This window comes from Streptomyces sp. NPDC001222 (assembly GCF_042896945.1).
In the GTDB taxonomy this organism is placed as follows: domain Bacteria; phylum Actinomycetota; class Actinomycetes; order Streptomycetales; family Streptomycetaceae; genus Streptomyces; species Streptomyces gibsoniae.
Genome location: NZ_JBIAXT010000016.1, coordinates 161,366 through 178,148 on the forward strand (window position 1 = coordinate 161,366; position 16,783 = coordinate 178,148).

Annotated in this window: 13 protein-coding genes and 1 pseudogene; 3 read left to right on the top strand and 11 right to left on the bottom strand. The window is 70.8% G+C overall.

Annotated elements, in window-relative coordinates; all coding sequences use genetic code 11:
- The first annotated feature begins 345 nt into the window (after positions 1-345).
- Complete coding sequence (locus ACFY2Z_RS22455; protein ID WP_390745867.1) at positions 346-927, top strand: TetR/AcrR family transcriptional regulator; 582 nt, start codon at positions 346-348, stop codon at positions 925-927.
- Positions 928-1,027: 100 nt separating this feature from the next.
- On the opposite strand, the gene ACFY2Z_RS22460 is transcribed toward ACFY2Z_RS22455, so the two are convergent.
- The 8 genes from ACFY2Z_RS22460 to ACFY2Z_RS22495 all read right to left on the bottom strand — a co-directional run bounded on the left by ACFY2Z_RS22460 (position 1,028) and on the right by ACFY2Z_RS22495 (position 10,994).
- Complete coding sequence (locus ACFY2Z_RS22460; protein ID WP_390745868.1) at positions 1,028-1,816, bottom strand: TIGR03943 family putative permease subunit; 789 nt, start codon at positions 1,814-1,816, stop codon at positions 1,028-1,030.
- Positions 1,813-2,826, bottom strand: coding sequence for a permease (locus tag ACFY2Z_RS22465; protein ID WP_390745869.1), 1,014 nt, complete (start codon positions 2,824-2,826; stop codon positions 1,813-1,815). Before ACFY2Z_RS22465 ends, ACFY2Z_RS22460 begins: the two co-directional genes overlap by 4 nt.
- Before the next feature lie 109 nt (positions 2,827-2,935).
- Positions 2,936-4,783 carry a phosphatidylglycerol lysyltransferase domain-containing protein gene (locus ACFY2Z_RS22470; protein ID WP_390745870.1) on the bottom strand — a complete coding sequence of 616 codons (1,848 nt, stop codon included), beginning with the start codon at positions 4,781-4,783 and terminating at the stop codon, positions 2,936-2,938.
- 236 nt (positions 4,784-5,019) lie between these two features.
- The gene (locus ACFY2Z_RS22475) at positions 5,020-5,964 is read right to left on the bottom strand and encodes a hypothetical protein (RefSeq protein WP_390745871.1); all 945 of its coding nucleotides are present in this window, start codon (positions 5,962-5,964) and stop codon (positions 5,020-5,022) included.
- A 146-nt stretch (positions 5,965-6,110) separates the two neighbouring features.
- Entirely contained in the window at positions 6,111-6,914 is an 804-nt protein-coding gene (locus tag ACFY2Z_RS22480; protein WP_390745872.1) for a DUF2690 domain-containing protein, read from the bottom strand.
- A gap of 251 nt (positions 6,915-7,165) precedes the next feature.
- The gene (locus ACFY2Z_RS22485) at positions 7,166-7,789 is read right to left on the bottom strand and encodes a hypothetical protein (RefSeq protein ID WP_390745873.1); all 624 of its coding nucleotides are present in this window, start codon (positions 7,787-7,789) and stop codon (positions 7,166-7,168) included.
- A gap of 199 nt (positions 7,790-7,988) precedes the next feature.
- On the bottom strand, positions 7,989-9,488 hold the full coding sequence (locus ACFY2Z_RS22490; RefSeq protein ID WP_390745874.1) for a hypothetical protein: 1,500 nt from the start codon (positions 9,486-9,488) through the stop codon (positions 7,989-7,991).
- Between the two features lie 225 nt (positions 9,489-9,713).
- The gene (locus ACFY2Z_RS22495; RefSeq protein ID WP_390745875.1) at positions 9,714-10,994 is read right to left on the bottom strand and encodes a serine hydrolase domain-containing protein; all 1,281 of its coding nucleotides are present in this window, start codon (positions 10,992-10,994) and stop codon (positions 9,714-9,716) included.
- A gap of 651 nt (positions 10,995-11,645) precedes the next feature.
- Between ACFY2Z_RS22495 and ACFY2Z_RS22500 the strand changes: the two genes are divergently transcribed.
- Positions 11,646-12,239, top strand: a complete 594-nt coding sequence (locus tag ACFY2Z_RS22500) for a hypothetical protein (protein WP_390745876.1) — start codon at positions 11,646-11,648, stop codon at positions 12,237-12,239.
- A gap of 632 nt (positions 12,240-12,871) precedes the next feature.
- On the opposite strand, the pseudogene tnpA reads toward ACFY2Z_RS22500, so the two are convergent.
- A pseudogene (gene tnpA, locus ACFY2Z_RS22505) lies at positions 12,872-13,302 on the bottom strand (IS200/IS605 family transposase).
- Between the two features lie 25 nt (positions 13,303-13,327).
- Here tnpA and ACFY2Z_RS22510 point away from each other — a divergent pair.
- Positions 13,328-14,554, top strand: a complete 1,227-nt coding sequence (locus ACFY2Z_RS22510; RefSeq protein ID WP_390745877.1) for an RNA-guided endonuclease InsQ/TnpB family protein — start codon at positions 13,328-13,330, stop codon at positions 14,552-14,554.
- Between the two features lie 14 nt (positions 14,555-14,568).
- Here the strand turns inward: ACFY2Z_RS22510 and ACFY2Z_RS22515 are convergent, their stop codons facing one another.
- Positions 14,569-15,867, bottom strand: coding sequence for a nucleotidyl transferase AbiEii/AbiGii toxin family protein (locus ACFY2Z_RS22515; protein ID WP_390745878.1), 1,299 nt, complete (start codon positions 15,865-15,867; stop codon positions 14,569-14,571).
- Between the two features lie 145 nt (positions 15,868-16,012).
- A complete protein-coding gene (locus tag ACFY2Z_RS22520; RefSeq protein ID WP_390745879.1) occupies positions 16,013-16,669 on the bottom strand; it encodes a nucleotidyl transferase AbiEii/AbiGii toxin family protein in 657 nt (218 codons plus the stop codon).
- Between the last annotated feature and the right edge of the window lie 114 nt (positions 16,670-16,783).

A 16,783-nucleotide genomic window follows, 5' to 3' on the forward strand; every position in this document is an offset into this window, starting at 1 on the left:
CGTACGGGCTCGTATGTGGCCGTACGCGCTGTGCGTGGTCGTACGTGGTCGTACGTGGTCGTACCTGGTCTACGGGCTCGGTCGCGTCGCGGGCGGCGCACAGTACGCCGACGGCCGCGAGGAGCGGTCGCGAGCGGATGGGGCGGCCGGGCGGCGCGGTGCGCGCGGGCCCGGCGTCGGGTCGGAGGAAGGTCGGGAGGTGTCGAGCGGTGTGGGGGCGTCGGCGACGCGTGTGGCCGCACGCGTCCCGGGCCGAACACACACCGACTGCTAAAGTGGAGGTACACCTCCACTGTAACGGAGGCTAACCTCCGCTTCAACCCGGTTCCGCCCAGGGAGGCAGCAGTGACGGCTCAGCCGTTCCCCGTCAGCGAGATCGTGGCCGCCCAGCGGCCGCACCGGAAGGACGCCGCCCGCAACTACGACGCCCTGATCGCGGCCGCCCGCGAGGCCTTCGCGGAGAACGGAGCGGAGGCGTCCCTGGAGGACATCGCCCGCCGCGCCGGCGTCGGCATCGGCACGCTCTACCGCAACTTCCCCACCCGCCGCCACCTCTTCGAGAGCGTGTACGCGGGCGAGGTGAACGACCTGTGCCGGGTGGCCAGGGAGGTGGCGGACCGCGAGCCGTGGGAGGCGCTCACCTCGTGGCTGCGCCGGTTCGTGGACTACACGGTGACCAAGCGCGCCATCCGCGAGGCGATGGACGACGAGTCCGACATCTTCCTCGCCTGCCGGGAATCCATGTACCAGGCGGGCGGCCCCTTGTTCGAGCGGGCCCAGAAGGCGGGCGAGGCCCGCACGGACATGCGCTTCGACGACCTGCTCCGGATGGTCGCCGGGATCACCGCGACCAACTTCCTCGACGACGCCCAGCGGGACCTGGTCCTGACGGTGGCGCTGGACGGGGTGCGGACCCGCACCGTCTGAACCGGCCGGCCACAGCCGGACTCAGCCGGCCTTCGTGCGGCTGCTCACCGGCGATCGGCGCGCCCGGCTCCTGCCACGGGCGCGCCGTCGGCCGGTCACATCACTGGTTCCAGCTCTCGTCGTAGGGGTCCTTGGGCGTCGGGACCGGCTTGGCCTCCACGACGTCGAGGAACGGGATGCGGCCGCCGTTGACGGGGTCCTTGGCCTGCCGGGCGCTGTAGGTGCCGGTGACCTGGAGCCAGGAGTCGGGCTGCAGCACGGGCGGCAGTTTGCCGGAGAGTCCGACCTTGACCGGCTGGGCGTCGGCGGCGCAGCAGTTGAGGGCCATACGGACGAGATACGGGGTGCCCCCGTGGTCCAGCGCGACGAACCCGGTGATCTCCACCTTGCGGTTGCCGAAGGAGTGCCCGTGGCCGTACGCCGCACGGCCCGCGTAGTCCACCAGGCTGAGCGGGACCGGGTCGCCGGACGGCAGCGCCGGGTAGGCCAGCGGCGGCTGCAGGGCCGTACCGGCGCGCACGGCACTGTAGGAGCCGAGCGCGGGCGGGGCGACCAGGATCAGGGCGAACAGCGGCAGCAGAAGCAGCCAGGAGATCCGCGGCTCGCGGTGGCCGTGACCATGGCCGTCGTCCTCCCCGTGCTCGTCGTCGTGACCGTCATCGGGGGCGGTGTGTGGCTCTCCCCCGCCCTTGTGCTGCCGGGCCGCGCGGTACCGGCGCAGGTCGTACCAGACGGTCGCGAGCGCGGCCATGATCAGCACGGCTCCGGCGGCGAGCAGCAGCGGCTGGAGCCCGGCCTTGACGTAGCGCAGATACAGAGAGGTGGTGCCGGCGTGCAGCATCGCCCCGCCGACCAGGAACAGAACGGCCGCCTGTGCCTGACGGTTCACAGCAGCACCGCCCCACCCAGGACCGACACCACGATCGCCAGCACGAACGTGGTGGGTGCGAACCGCAGGGCGAAGGAGCGCCCGAACGTGCCCGCCTGCATCGCGAACAGCTTCAGGTCGATCATCGGCCCGACCACGAGGAACGCCAGCCGGGCGGTGAGCGAGAACTGGGACAGCGACGCCGCCACGAACGCGTCCGCCTCGGAACAGATCGACAACAGCACCGCGAGGACCGAGAGCGCGAGGATCGCCACCACCGGATTGCCCGCCGCCGTACGCAGCCAGCTGGCCGGGGCCACGGCCTTGAGGGTGGCCGCGGCCATCGCGCCGACGACCAGGAACCCGCCCGCGTGCATCACGTCATGCCGCACGGACCCCCAGAACGCGGCACCCTTGCTCTGTCCCTCGTAGGACGCGCGGGCCGGGGGCTTCAGCCAGTCGGTGCGGCCCAGCCGCTGCCACAGCCAGCCCATCGCGCACGCCACCAGCAGGCTCGCCGCGAACCGGGCGAGGACCATCTCGGGGTTGCGGGGGAACGCGACGGCCGTGGCGGTCAGCACGATCGGGTTGATCGCGGGAGCCGACAGCAGGAAGGCCAGCGCCGCCGCGGGCGGGACCCCGCGGCGCACCAGCGCTCCCGCGACCGGCACGGAGGCGCATTCGCAGCCGGGCAGCACCGCCCCGGCCACGCCCGCGACCGGCACCGCGAGGGCGGGCCGCTTCGGCAGGGCGCGGGCGAAGAACGACGGCGGGACGAACACCGCGAGGGCGGCGGACAGCAGCACGCCGAGGACGAGGAAGGGCAGGGCCTGGACGACCACCGCGAGGAACACGGTCATCCAGCTCTGCATCACGGGCGCGCCCAGCGCCCGCCGGATGGGGCCCTGCCCGACGACCAGCAGGAGCACCAGCAGGACCAGGCCGTGGGAGGAGGTGAACTGCCAGCCCTGTGAAGGCTCCTCGTCATGGCGCCGGTCGACCGGTGCCGGGGGTGCTTTGACGATCGTCACGGGCGGGGTACCTCCGGGAGGAGCGGACGGCGCGGGAGGGGCTCGGCCCCACTACTGCTGTACGTCCTCCCGCTCGCCCCGTCTCACCCGGGGCCCGGAACTTTGCCGCTCAATGACCCTTGTCATGCCCCTTGTCGTGCGCGAGCGGGAGCTGCCCCTGTCCCCCGGCCGCGGCGTGCCGCCGCCGGAAGAGGGACGGCAGGCTCGGCGGGGTGAGGAATCCCTCGGCGCGGGCGCTGGCGATACCGATGCGCGGGATGTCGCTGCTCTTCTCGAACAGCAGGAAGCGCGGCTCCCACACGGGCCGGTACTTGGCGTTGGCCCGGTAGAGGGACTCGATCTGCCACCAGCGGGAGAAGAAGGTCAGCACGGAGCGCCAGAGCCGCAGAACGGGTCCGGCCCCGAGCCGGGAGCCGCGTTCGAAGACGGCGCGGAACATGGCGAAGTTCAGCGACACCCGCTTGATGCCGAGATCAGGCGCGCGCAGCAGCAGCTCGATCACCATGAACTCCATCAGGCCGTTCTCACAGCCGCGGTCGCGCCGCATCAGGTCCAGCGACAGACCGTGCTCACCCCAGGGCACAAAGCTCAGCAGGGCCCGGGGCTCGCCCAGGTCGTCACGGCACTCCAGCATCACGCAGTTCGCGTCGGCCGGGTCGCCGAGACGGCCCAGGGCCATGGAGAAGCCACGCTCACCGCCGCCGTCACGCCACCGGTCGGCCTTCTCGATCAGGCTCGCCATGTCGGACTCGGGGATGTCGCCGTGGCGGCGGATGTGCACGGTGTAGCCGCACCGGCGAACACGGTTGTGCGCCTGTCGTACGACGCGCATCGCGCGTCCTTCGAGGCTGAAGTCGGCGACCTCCACGATCGCCTCGTCGCCCAGTTCGAGGGCGTCGAGACCGTGCCGGGCGTAGATCGTTCCGGCCTCCTCGCTCGCGCCCATGACGGCGGGCGTCCAGGCGTGCCGACGGGCCTCCTCCAGCCATGCGTCGATGGCGCCGGGCCATGCCTCGGGGTCGCCGATCGGGTCACCTGAGGCCAGGGTGACTCCGCTGAGCACCCGGTAGGTGATGGCCGCCTTGCCGCTCGGGGACCAGATCACGGCCTTGTCCCGGCGCAGCGCGAAGTAGCCGAGGGAGTCGCGCTCACCGTGCTTGGCGAGCAGGGCGCGCAGGCGCTGCTCGTCCGCCTCGCCGAGGAGCTCCCGGCCGCGGGGCGCGCGGAAGCAGGCGTACAGGACGAGCAGGAAGGTGGCCGCGATCAGGCCGTTGATGGTGATGTCCACCCAGCGCGGGGCCTGCACGGCGTCGATACGGTCGGCGAGCGGACCCACGCTGACGCCGCGCAGCAGCGTGTACGCGATCTTGTCCGTCAGGGTGGCGCCGGCCAGCTTGTTGGTGGCGTCCACCAGCAGGGTGCCGATGCCGCCGCTGACCAGGATTCCGCCGGCGCCCACGACCAGTGCGAGTCGGGGGTTGGAGCGGTCGCCCACGGCCTGGAACTCCCTGCGGCCGATCAGCAGCGCGGCCACGAAGAGGCCGGTGAGCACGGCGGAGACCCAGTTGAAGACATGGCGGCCGAAGTCGTCCTGGGTGAGGGCGAGCACGTAGAGCGCGAAGAGCGGGCCGGCCAGCAGCATGTTGAAGATCCATGCGGCTCGCTTGCGGCGCCTCATCACCACCGCGAGGAACAGGGCCAGGGCCGCCGAGACCAGACCGGCGGTGGCCAGGTAGGGGGTGAAGAACTCACCGACGTTGTGCTCCTGGACCTCCTTGCGGAAGGGCAGGGAGACGACCGCCGCGATGTTCAGCAGCGCCTGCAGCCGCAGGTACCAGACCGTGGCGGCGGCCGCTCCCGGGCGCAGACGTGCGAGGAGCGACGGCCGCTCCTCCGGCGCGCCCTGCGGATGCCGGACGCGCTGCTGGGGGATCACTGCTTGCTGCTGTGCGGGCACCGCGATGACTCACCTTGACGAAAGGCCGGTACGACCGGCGTGGACGGAAGCGGACACTGGGGGCGGGACTGCCTGCCCTTGGCTCTCCCGGGCACTCCCATCGACCCTACATTCCGTAGGGGAACAGGGCGCCCTGCCGAGGGTAGGAGTCAGGCAAGGATGGTGACAGCGACGGCGCAGTGCGCCTGGTGTCGCGACCGGAAAGGTTCGCCGGCAAACCTCCCTGGACTGGACAACTAGCGTGCCCCGTCGTCCGCGCCCACGGCATGCCCCTCGGACGCGTACGCGGGGTCGGCCCCCGCCGACTCCGCGCGCTGCCGGAGGAACGGCACCAGCCCCCGTTCCAGGACGGCGTTCTCCCAGCTCTCGCGGGCCCGGCACACCTCGGGATCACGGTCGGCGGGATGGCCCGGACGGCAGCCGGAGCGGCTCCGCGCGCCCGTCACCAGGATCCAGGCCAGGTCACCGAGAGCCGCCCCCGCCGTCACGGCGGCGGCGATCACCCCGGCCATCACGAGCCCGTCGCCGATGTGGGGACGGACAGCTAAGGCACGCAGCCCGAACCCGCACAGCAGAAAGACACCGGTGGCCACGGCCCCGAGGCTCGGCACGAGGACCGCGAGGACGGGGAGGATCACCTTCTTCGTGTGGCCGTCGACGGCCGAGGCATCATCTGGCGTAGCGGGCTCGTCACCCGACGGGTCGCTGTGGGCAACTTCACCAGGCGCCCGGATGTCGCCGCCCGCGGGATCACCGGGCGTACGGTCGCCATCGCCTGCGGGATCACCCGGCGCACGGTCGTCGTCACCCGCGGAAGCACCCGTCGTACGGACGCCGCCACCCACAGCGCCGCCCGACGCACGGACGTCATCATCCGCAGGACCGTCCGACACACGACCGCCGTCCGCCGCCGGACCGTCCGACACCCGATCACCGTCGTCCGGGGACCCGTAGCGGTCGACCGCGGCGGCCCGGAGCGCGAGATAGCGGCTGTACTCGGCGGCGGCGACACCGACGAGGCGGGCGCGCTCCTCCAGGGCCTCGGCGCGCAGCTCCTCCCGGGACGCGCCCGTACCCGCGGCACCGAGCGCGGCCGCGATCTCCGGGGCGTCCAGCGCCCGGTCGACCATCCCCTCGAAGGTCGCGCCGACCACTGGCGACGGCTCGTCGGACTCCTGCACGCGGATCCCCCGATCGGCGACAACGGGCCGGTCGATACCGACCGGCCGGGCGGACGAGCCAAACCCTACAACATGTAGGACATCCGCCAGGAGCGGAGCGTTGACACGTCACACCCCCCGCACCGGCCCCCGGGCCGATCATCCGCTCAGCGTCCGCCCCCGCGTTCGGCATCGAGGCCGGTGCACGCCACCTTGCCGTCCACCTCAGCACATGCCTCCACGCCTTCGGGTGAACTCACGGCAAGCATCGGACTGCTCGAGCCCGCGGTGCCGTCTCCCGGGTACGACGCGGAGAGCACGTCCCGTCCCGATCGTACGTAGATGACGCGGGCGTCCGCGGCCCGCGCCTGGACCTCGGCCCAGGCGGCGCCGCAGGACGGCGAGTACTGAAGCCGTACCGCATAGGAGGCGTCCCGGACCGAACTCTTGGTCTGTGCGTCCCGGTCGCAGGCGGAGACGTCCGGCAGCTGCCCCTGACAGGACGCGCCCCGGCAACGGGGCGAGGGCGCGGCCGGACGGCCGGACGGCGCGCCCGAGCGATGTGCCGCGACAAGGGTCAGGGTCACCGCGGTCACCGCGACGACCAGGGCGAGGGCCGACCGTGGCAGCCGCCGGCGCCGGACGGACTCCGGCGGGAGTACGTCGTACGACGGCTGGGCCGGGCCCTGCTGGTGCTCGGCCGCATCCCACAGTGCCAGTACGGGGCCCGGATCGACGCCCGCGAGACCGGCGAGCGCCTCCACGGCCGAACGGGGCGGCCGCTGCGCGCCGTTGAGATAGCGATGCCAGGCGGACTTGCTGTACGGGGTACGCGTGGCGAGGGCCGCGAGACTGAGACCGGTGCGCTCCTTCAGGCCGCGCAGCTCCGTCATGAACGGTCCGTCCGGCTCGGCCGGCGGGGCCGCCGCCGTCCGCCAGGGCGCCGCCGTCCGTGCTGCGCCGGCCTTCACGGTCTGGATCCTTGGGGCTGTCGCGTACTGGACCCTTGAGGTTGTCGCATGACCTGTCCCTCAACGCCGATTCCACTTTGGGCGGTTCGCCCTTGGTTGTCAGGATGTGTTCCCGGGATTGTGGTGCCGCCACACATGGAAACCGGTATGAACAACGTGAGTTGCCGGGTGCCGGGCACGCCGAAGGCCTGCCCGGCACCCACAGGTGACCGGGCAGGCCTGTCCCTTCGGGGGGAGAGAGAAGGGACGTCTCAGCACCAGGGCACGGTGCTCCGCGTGCGGACGTAGTGCGCGGACACATAGCCCCTGTTGCCGGCGAGGCGGTACCAGTGCCGGTTCCCGTGGACGTACGAGCCGTGCCTCTTGCAGACCAGCAGCAGCCGGCCGTTGACGTGGCGGTGTCCCACCACGCGGTAGCCGGTACCCGGACCGGAGCGGATGTTCAGCGGGACATAGCGGGTGGCTACACGGCCGACGGCACGGTACGTGTGGTGCCGATACGCCACGCCCGAAACATACCCGGTGCGGTGGCGGTACGCCGTCCCCGTCACGTAGCCGACGCCGTGGCGGTACGCCGTGTGGGCGCCGTAGCCGACGCGGTGGTGCGCCGTGCGCGGGATGTGGCGCAGGTGGCAGGTGTAGCCGACGTGGCGGATATGACGGACGTAGCGCCGGCAGAGTGCGGAGCGGTGGGTGCGCTGCCGGACCGGCACGTGCCGGGTTGCGGCGGGGAGCGTGTGCGGGCGGTACTGGACCGTCGCGACGACCGGCGCCGGGGCGGCCCGGTCGCCCTCCACGGCGACCGCGGCCGTGGGCACGAGCGCGAGCATCGCGACCGCGGCGAGCAGGCCCCCCTGCAGTGTCCGACGAATCATGGAAACCTCCGTGCTGACGTTGCCGATCACGAGGCGTGATCTCACGTCGCCCAGCGTTTCCGTGCCGAGGGCCCGGAATTCCGTTTCGCCGTTCCGGGGATGGGCGGAACGTCCCGTGGGACGATCGGGGTCGGCCCGCGCCTGGTGGCCAGCGCCGTGCGCGGCGCTCGCCACCAGGCAGGTTGTCGGCGGATCGCTGTTAGACGGCGCCCGAGGCGAGCTTCCACTCCCGGTGGAACATGCCCAGCGGAATCGAGCGCTGAAGGACGGGCGTACCGAAGACGGACAGCTGCAGTTGCAGCGCACCGCTCAGATCGACACCGCCGTACAGGGCCCACGCCCCGGCCGCACCCGCCGTCGGCGGCGCGCCCGGGCTCGCGGCCGCGCTCGCCGCTGCCGACGCCTCGCCCCGCAGATACGGTGCCAGGTCGGCGCTGACGCCCACCGCGCCGTACAGGCCGACGGCGGCCTGCGCGCCGAGCGCTGCCTTGACGTTCCCCGCGGCCGTCAGGGAGGCGCGCACCGGCGTGCTCGTCATCGTGGACTCGTTCACGGGCGTCCAGCCCTTGCCCGGGCCGTAGGTGCCCCCGGCCCTGAAGTCACCCTTGAGGTCCTGTTCCACCGCGACGGTCACGCTTCCGTCGCCGGTGATCTCGAAGTAGCAGGTCAGATCGAGGTTGACGACGACGGGGATCGAGCCGACCTGGAGCACGGGGTCGGCGTGGAGCTTCGCGAAGGGCACCCGAACCGGCTTGGCGGTGGCGCCGACACGCCCCTTCAGGGACCACTGTGAGGTCCAGTCGCCCGACACGCCGAGGTAGGCCGAGGCGGGCCCGGCCTGGCCGGCCTGGGCGGACGCGTCACCGGTGCCGCCGCCGTAGGAGAAGTCGACCTCGGGAGCGACCTGTACGTACCCGGCCACGGCGGCGTCCGCCGACACCGCGGTGCCCGCGGGGGTGGGCACATCGGCCTTGAGGTCGACGCGCAGACTGCCCAGCGGTAGCTTCGCGCCCTCGGGCCCCGCGTGGATGTCGCCCGTCTTGGCCCAGGAGACCTTCACATCGGGCAGCAGCCGCTCGACGCCGAAGGACGAGGGGTCGACGGGAACCGTGCCCTTCGCCTTGTCGTCACCGAGCAGGGTGTCGAGGGTGGTCGGCGCGGTCTGCACCTCGGTGCCGTCACCGGTCTCCCCGATCACCTTGGTGACCTTGGCGAGGAGACCGTCCGGGGCGCCGGGCGCGGGCGCGCTGGCGATGACGTCACCGACGGCGATCCGCCCCGGCTCGGCGGAGCGGCTCGGGGTACCGGACGGGGTCGCCGAGGGCGATGCGGCCCCCGTGGACGACCCCGATGCCGTGGGCGATCCCGACGGGGTGGGCGTCGTCCTGACCGCCTGTGAGATGACGGCCCGTCGGGTGTGACGGTCGTACGAACTCACCTTGAGTGTGCTGCGGTGCGCCCGTGTGCCGGTCGCACCCGGCCGGGCGAGTGCGGTGGACGTGGCGGCGGGCGCCGCCTTGACCGCGAGAGCGCCGTCGGCGTCCCCGGCCGCGGCGGCGGACGCCTCGGACTGTCCGGCGGGCGACGCGCCGGAGGCGGAGGAGGAACCGGACCCCGACGCGCAGCCGGACGCGAGCAACAGCACGGATGCGGTGAGTGCGGGCATGAGGGCACGCAGGTGCCCCTTGCGAATACGCAAGATCTGTCCTGTGGTGGTGGGGGGTTGCAGAATGGCCCGGCGGTGCGTTCATACCGACGGGTAACAAGGCGTGAGCATGCCATGAAGATGTGAAGCCGCGCTCCACATTCCGACCCCGGACACCCGTGATGTGAGCAACGCAACGAACGCCGACCGGACGCGGGCGTCTCGTCGAAACCGCTTGCTGTCAGCGGGAGTTGAGGCACGAACGGCGGCGGCTGCCCCTCATCCGGCCGACGGCCGTGCGGGCAGACCGAAGACGTGCCCCGGCGTGACGATCTTCGTGATGGCTTCACCGAAGATGCTGCTGGGCTGCTGCCCGTCCTGACGGACGTCGGTGTTCAGCAGCACCACGAGGGTCGTCCGCGCCGACGGCAGATAGACGGCCAGGGACTCATAGCCCGGCAGCGAACCGTTGTGCCCGATCCAGCCCTGCACATCGAAGATGCCGAGCCCGTATGCGACACCGGGGCCGGCGGCCGGGGACGCGATGAGCCGCTGCCGCTGCAGGGCCGGGCTGATCAGGGCGGTGCCGTCGGGCAGGGTGCCGGTGGCCACCGTGCGCGCCCACGCCCGTAGATCCTGCAGATCGGAGATCATCGCGCCGGCCGCCCAGGCCCAGGAGGGGTTCCAGTCGGTCGCGTCCTCGGTCTTCCCGCTCGCGGTCTGGTCCGTGTACCCGCGGGCATGCGGGTCCGGGAAGGCGGCGTCGGTCGGGAAGTGCGTGCGGCCCAGACGGGCCGGCTGGAGGATGTTCTTCCGGATGAACTCCCCGAGCGGCTGCCCACCGGCCTTCTCCACGACCAGGCCGAGCAGAACAAGGTTGGTGTTGCTGTAGTCGAACTGCCGTCCTGGCGGAAACAGCACGGGATGCCTGAAGGAGTAGCCGAGCAGTTCCCGTGGCGTGAACGACCGCTTCGGATCGGACGTCAACGCCTTCAGAAACGTCTCGTCCTCGGAGTAGTTGAACAAGCCGCTGCGCATGCCGGCCAGCTGGCGCAGCGTGATGCCGGTTCCGCCCGGCACGCCGTCGACGTACTTCGCGATCGGGTCGTCCAGCCCCACCCGGCCCCGATCGGCCAACTGGAGCAACGCGGTCACCGTGAACGTCTTGGTCTCGCTGCCGATCCGCATGTACAGATCCGGCGCCATCGGGCGGCCTTTGCCCTTGTCGGCGACTCCGAACGAGCGTACGTAGCTGCCCTTGTCGGGCGTCCACAGCCCCACGGTCACACCGGGGACGTGCACCTCCCGCATGATCCCCTGAACAGCCGCGTCGAGCTGCCGCTGCACGGCGGGCCCGAGCGCCGGCGCCTCGTCCGCGGACAGCGACTGGGACGTGGGCATATGAGGTACGTCGACGGTGACGGTGACGGCGGCGGGCTCCCCCTCCTCCTCCCCCCGCACGGCTCCCCATACGGCTCCGGCCGCGATCGGCAGCCCGAGCACGCCCACCCCGGCGGTGATCGCCACACCTTTACGCAACCGTCCGCACACACGCGCCATGAGCCGACTCCCACCGTGAACAGACCCGCGACCACGCGGAGGACGCAGGCCACCGGTCCCGACGTCAGACTAAGAGCGCACGCGCGACCCCGCCCGTCGGCGCGTCACCCGCTCCCCGGCGGCCCGAAGCCGCAACACGCCGAAGCCACGGCCGATTCACCCGTTCGCCGAGCCCGCCCTCCGGGGCCGCGACCGGACCGCCCTCCTGCCGCATCCACCGGGAGTCCCACCGCCCGTCGACCGTCCGACCCCCCGGTTCGGACCACCCGTCACCCGACGGGTCCGCCACCCCCGCCGACCCACGCCGGACCGGCCGGTCGCCGTCCCCACACGCCCTCACGAACTGCTCTGAAATCAACGGAAGTAGACACCCGCCGAGAGGTGAAGACGGCGTCACCCCACACCCCCGCTCCCCCAGTTGAGACGGCCTCAGCCGGCCGCTCCGGGGCTCCGGAGGGGCCGACCGCCACCTTCGAACCGAGGCGGTCCAAGGGGCTCCGGCCCTGCATGACGAGGCGTCAGCGCCTCCACTACTCCAAACGGATTCTTCGTCATATTTTCAGCATGTCTGATATGACATACAAGAAGATGATCTGTACGTTCAATCTCGCATCGGCTCACAGCCGACGTCTCTCAGACAGGAGAAGCAACATGGCAACGCGTTCCACTGTGGTGACCGCCGCGCTGGCGGCCGGCGCGGCCCTGGTGGCCACCGGCATCACCTACGCCAACGCCGCCTCGGAGCCGGCTCAGGCGGCGGCCGCCGTCGCGGCCCCGGCTCCCGCCGCTGCTCCCGCTGCTCCGGCGGCGGGCGCCCCGGCCTACACCGACGGCAACAGCGGCAACGGCAACAACAACGGCAACAACAACAACTACGGCAACAACAACGACAACTCCAAGGGCCACGAGGGCGGCGAGGAGGAGAACGAGGAGGAGCAGGAGCACCACAAGGGCGAGGGCAAGATCTTCGTCAACGAGCGGGAGTACTCGCCCCACGAGGCCAGCTGCATCACGGTCGTCAGCGGCCTCGGTGCGAACAGCCTCAACGTCCGCAACGACAGCAAGAAGACCGTCGAGGTCTTCAGGGGTGCGACCTGCGACAACGGCGCTCCCATCGCCACTGTCGGTCCCCACAGCTCCAGCAACGGTCTCTTCCCCGGCCGCGTCCGCGGCGGTGTGAAGGTCAAGCACGGTGTGGTTGGCAGCATCCGGATCGTGCACCGTCACAAGGGCATCGACGACTGATAGAGGCACTTGTGCTGCCCACACAACGAGAACCCCGGCCCGCCGGAATCGGGCCGGGGTTCCGGTCTGTGAGGACCCCGAAGAGCTGTCCGCCTCCCACGCTAATCCTTTACCGAACCACCCGCGTGTCGATCACGTGAAATGCAAGATCTTGAGCTAAGGCCACAACGGGCGGCGCCGCCCCGCCGGTCCCCGCGGGGCGCCGCCGCCGTCCCCCCGAAGCCGCACGCGGAGGCACGACCGACCCCCGGCCGGGCATGACCTCCGGCTCCGGACGGGCAACGGCCCGTCAGACCGCCCCTTTCCGCCAGTCGGGTGAGGTCGTGTCGGAGAGTGCCCGTACGGGCGAAGGGACGCGGCGAGACCCTCCTCCGCCACCGCTCCGCCCGGCACGGCCACCGGCCGGAGGCGCGCGGTGCGGAGACCGAGCAGGCCGGGCTCGACACGCTGGTCGAGCGCGTGCGTGGCCGGCTCGACGATGGGGCAGCTCCCGGCGACATCGCACGACACCGCCGCCGTTCTCCACGGTTCTACCTTTGATCTTGGCCGGTACTCCGGCGTTTACGCCGGGGGTGAGGGCCATCTCAGAGCTGCTCTGACCTGCACGTGAGCACGGGTCGGCACTGTTCGGCTCAGCCCACGGCGCGCTTCTGGTTCTCGATGTACTGCTTGACAACGGTCAGGGGTGCCCCGCCACAGCTTCCGGCGAAGTAGGAGCCGGACCAGAAGTGACCGCCCCACAGGTGCTGGCGGACGTGCGCGTCGTCCTCCTTGCATAGAAGTCGGGCGGAGACGCCCTTGAGGGAATTGACCAGCTTAGAGAGCTGGACCTTCGGCGGGTAGTGCACGGGTAGGTGTACGTGATCCTCCTCGCCGTTGAACTGCTTCAGCTCGGCCTCGAAGTCCGTGCACACCTCCCGCATGATCTCTTCGCAGCGCGTCAGCATGGCGTCCGTCATCGCCTTACGCCGGTACTTCGTGACAAAAACCAAGTGGGCATGCAGGTTGTAGACGACGTACGGCCAGTACGTACATCGGGATTTGGATTCCAGCGTGGCGACATGAACCAAGTATGTATGGTGATCACCATGCAGCTCAGGTACGGGTTCCGTCTGTACCCAAGCGTCGGTCAGCGCCAGTCGCTAGCAAGGGCGTTCGGGTGTGCACGGGTGGTCTTCAACGACGCGTTGCGCGTCCGTGAGGACGCTCGTGCTGCCGGGCTGCCGTTCGTCACCTCGGCCGAGCTGTCCAAGCGGCTCACCACGTCGAAGAAGACACCAGCGCGGGCATGGCTCGGTGAGGTGTCGTCGGTGATCCTCCAGCAGTCCCTTCGGGACCTGGATACCGCGTACCGCAACTTCTTCGACGGCCTCAAGGGCAAGCGCCCGAAGACGGGGCCGCCCCGGTTCAAGTCCAAGCGGGACACCCGCCAGGCGATCCGCTTCACCGCGAATGCCGGATGGAAGATCACCCCCGGCGGGAGGCTGCGCCTGCCCAAAGTCGGCGACGTGAGCGTGAAGTGGTCGCGCACCCTGCCGTCCACCCCCACCACCGTGACCGTGATCAAGGACAGTGCGGGAAGGTACTTCGCGTCGTTCGTCGTGGAAACCGGCCCGGAAGAAGTCCTGACACCCCTCACACCCGAAGTCGGCATAGACCTCGGCCTGGGGCACTTCGCCGTCCTCTCCGACGGCACGAAGATCGACAGTCCCCGCTTCCTGCGCCGGGCCGAGAAGCACCTCAAGCGTGCACAGCAGTCCCTCTCGCGCAAGGAGAAGGGCAGCAGCAACCGGGACAAGGCCAGGCTTCGCGTCGCCCGTGCCCACGCACGGGTGACCGATGCGCGCCGCGAGTTCCACCACCAGCTCTCCACCAGGATGATCCGCGAGAACCAAGCCATCGCGGTGGAAGACCTAGCGGTCAAGGGACTCGCCCGCACACGCCTCGCCAAGTCCGTACACGACGCCGGATGGTCCCAGTTCGTGACCATGCTCGAATACAAGGCCAGCCGGTACGGGCGCATCTTCGTGCGCATCGGCCGGTTCGAGCCCACTTCACAGGTCTGCTCGGCCTGCGGGATCAAGGACGGCCCCAAACCCCTCCACATCCGAGAGTGGACCTGCGGAGCGTGCGGGACCGTCCTGGACCGAGACATCAACGCGGCGGTCAACGTCGCCAAGGCGGCCGGACTGGCCGTCTCAGCCCGTGGAGCGCAGGTAAGACGGGGACCCGTCCCCGCGCAGCGCGATGAAGCAGGAACCCACCCGAAACCGCGCCCGACAACGGCACGGCAGGCGGGAATCGCCCTCCTTTAAGGTGGGCGAGGATGTCAAAGTCGGTCGAGCTCCTGACGGAGCCAGCCCCCTCCGGTGCGCCGGTAGGCATCGGCCATCCCCTCCCAGGCCGGATCGGTCCATACGACGGTGCGTGCGTCCTCGATGCTGTGACGGTCCGGACCGAGGAGCTCTCGGGTGATCACGATGGCCGCGACCACGGGTAGACCGGCCGTGTGCATGGTCTTCTGCACCGTGCGCATGCTCTTGCGGTGAAGCAGTTCCCGATACTCCTGGGTCCGGGGCTCAAGCCAGCGAGCGTGGCGCGCGTAATCCCCCTCCCCCTCTCCGGCGGATTCGACCGCTGCGAAGGTCGGTGCGAGGGCGGTGGCCAGACGGTCGACGAAGTCGCACTCGCTTCCGGGTGTGTCGGGGTACTCCGCGACGAAGTGCTCCCACTCGACGGTCCCTTTCAGACCGGCGATCTCGGCGGGCCCTGCCGGGCGGCACCCGTCGGTCGGTTCCGCGGCGAGAAAGACCTGCCGCAACACCTCGAAACGCAGCGGCGTGTGCTCGGCCAGCAGGACGGCGTCGTAGAGGTCCTTTCCCTGCGGATGCATGTCGCACAGCAGCCACATGAGTTTCCAGGCCAGTGACAGCTCGGCGGTGGCCGCGTTCAGCAGGATTTCCGGGCCGCCCGGCGACGAGGGAAGCAACACGGGCTCGGGGTCGACGGGGAGGTGCTCGTTGAAGACGAAGTCCAGTTGTACGACTCCGCCGGGCAGCCCCCCGGAGGTCCAGGGCAGGACCAGACGACGACCGGGCACCCGGTCGTAGGTCCAGATGTCGTCGCTGACCGCTTCCGCCGCGGCGATCCGGACCGTGCTGTCACCATGCAGCGCCGCCGCCTCGGCAGCCTGGGCCAGACCGGTGAGCATCGTGTCGGTCCGCGACTCCTCGATCCGCCACGACGGCGGGTTGACGACGAAGTCCAGGTCCCCCGGTTCTCGTGCGGCGTCCCCGAACCAGGCCCGGAGCAGCACACTTCCGCGTAGCACGAGCGAGTCCGCCCAGGGCGAGTCCGCGATCGCGGACAGAACCAGGGCGATCGCGGCGCGCCGAGCCGCGTGCCAGCACCGTTCGAGGTCCGTGTCGGCGAATCGGGGATCGGCGGCGCGGTAGGCGTTGCCGTACTGCTTGAGCGCGGGGTCGAAGACCGGACGTTGCACAAGGCGCTCGTCCGTCACGGGGCGCAGCGTCGAGGGCAGGTCGAGGCGAGCCCGAGCCTCGTCGTCCAGCGGGGCCCCGGGCACCGTAGCGCTGCGCCACCCGAAGTTCTCCCAGGAACCGGTCACTGCGCACCCGCCTCTCCTGGGCGACCGCTTCGATCGCCGTGCCGATCATTCCAAGCGATCGTCCAGCCGGAAAGCGAGTTGTTCCCTGCCCCACTGGCTATGGCACCGGAGACCACGGCGGCCCCGGCCTGTGGCGGACGGTTGCTCAGGTGGGCCGTCGGCTCGGCGCGATGCGCCCGGTGAGCCGCGCGGGCGGGGACTCCGCGAACATCGGCTCCAGGGCCCGGACGAGCCGACGGAGCCAGTCGTCCGCCGTCCCCGTCACACCGGGGTGTTCGTCCTGGAAACCCGCCCAGTCCACTTCCCACCGGACCACCGCGGCCGGGTGGAAGTCCTCCGCTCGCGAGTCCGTGGCGCGGCCCAGGACCGTCCGCAGCAGTTGCGGTGGGAGTCGCGCGCCGTCCGCCTCGGCGAGGAGGACCGCGTCGTACAGGTCCTTGCCTCGCGCCTGCCCACCGTCCCGGCTGTCGGTCCACAGCCACAGCAGCTTCCAGGCCAGCGACAGCTCACGGCTCGCCGTCCGTACCGCCGTGGGCCGCCCACCGTCGCCTCGCGGTACGAGTGTCCACACCGGGGGCTCGGGAAGACGCTCGTCTCGGGCGAAGTCCAGCCGTACCTCGCCTGTCGGCAGGCCTTCGGCGTGCCAGGGGATGATCAGGCGCACTCCCGGTGTGTCGTACTCCGCGTAGGTCCAAGTGCCGTCCACCCGCGCACCGTCAGCGGCCAGGAACACACCAGGACCGGCCTCCGGCGACTGTGCCACGCGGTCGAGCAGGTCCAGATACGGCGGGCCAGGCTCCACCGCTTCCTCGTCGTCCTCGCTTATGCGTTGGTGGACAGTGTCCGCACGCTCGGTGCGTCGTTGTCTCCTGTGTGGAGGGGAACGACGCCAAGTGGCGCATGAGTGTGACGAAAC

Bases quoted from the DNA above. Each gene is read 5' to 3' on its own strand.
- ACFY2Z_RS22500 (WP_390745876.1), top strand. From the start codon at position 11,646: ATGGCAACGCGTTCCACTGTGGTGACCGCCGCGCTGGCGGCCGGCGCG.
- ACFY2Z_RS22485 (WP_390745873.1), bottom strand. From the start codon at position 7,789: ATGATTCGTCGGACACTGCAGGGGGGCCTGCTCGCCGCGGTCGCGATG.
- ACFY2Z_RS22495 (WP_390745875.1), bottom strand. From the start codon at position 10,994: ATGGCGCGTGTGTGCGGACGGTTGCGTAAAGGTGTGGCGATCACCGCC.
- ACFY2Z_RS22510 (WP_390745877.1), top strand. From the start codon at position 13,328: ATGCAGCTCAGGTACGGGTTCCGTCTGTACCCAAGCGTCGGTCAGCGC.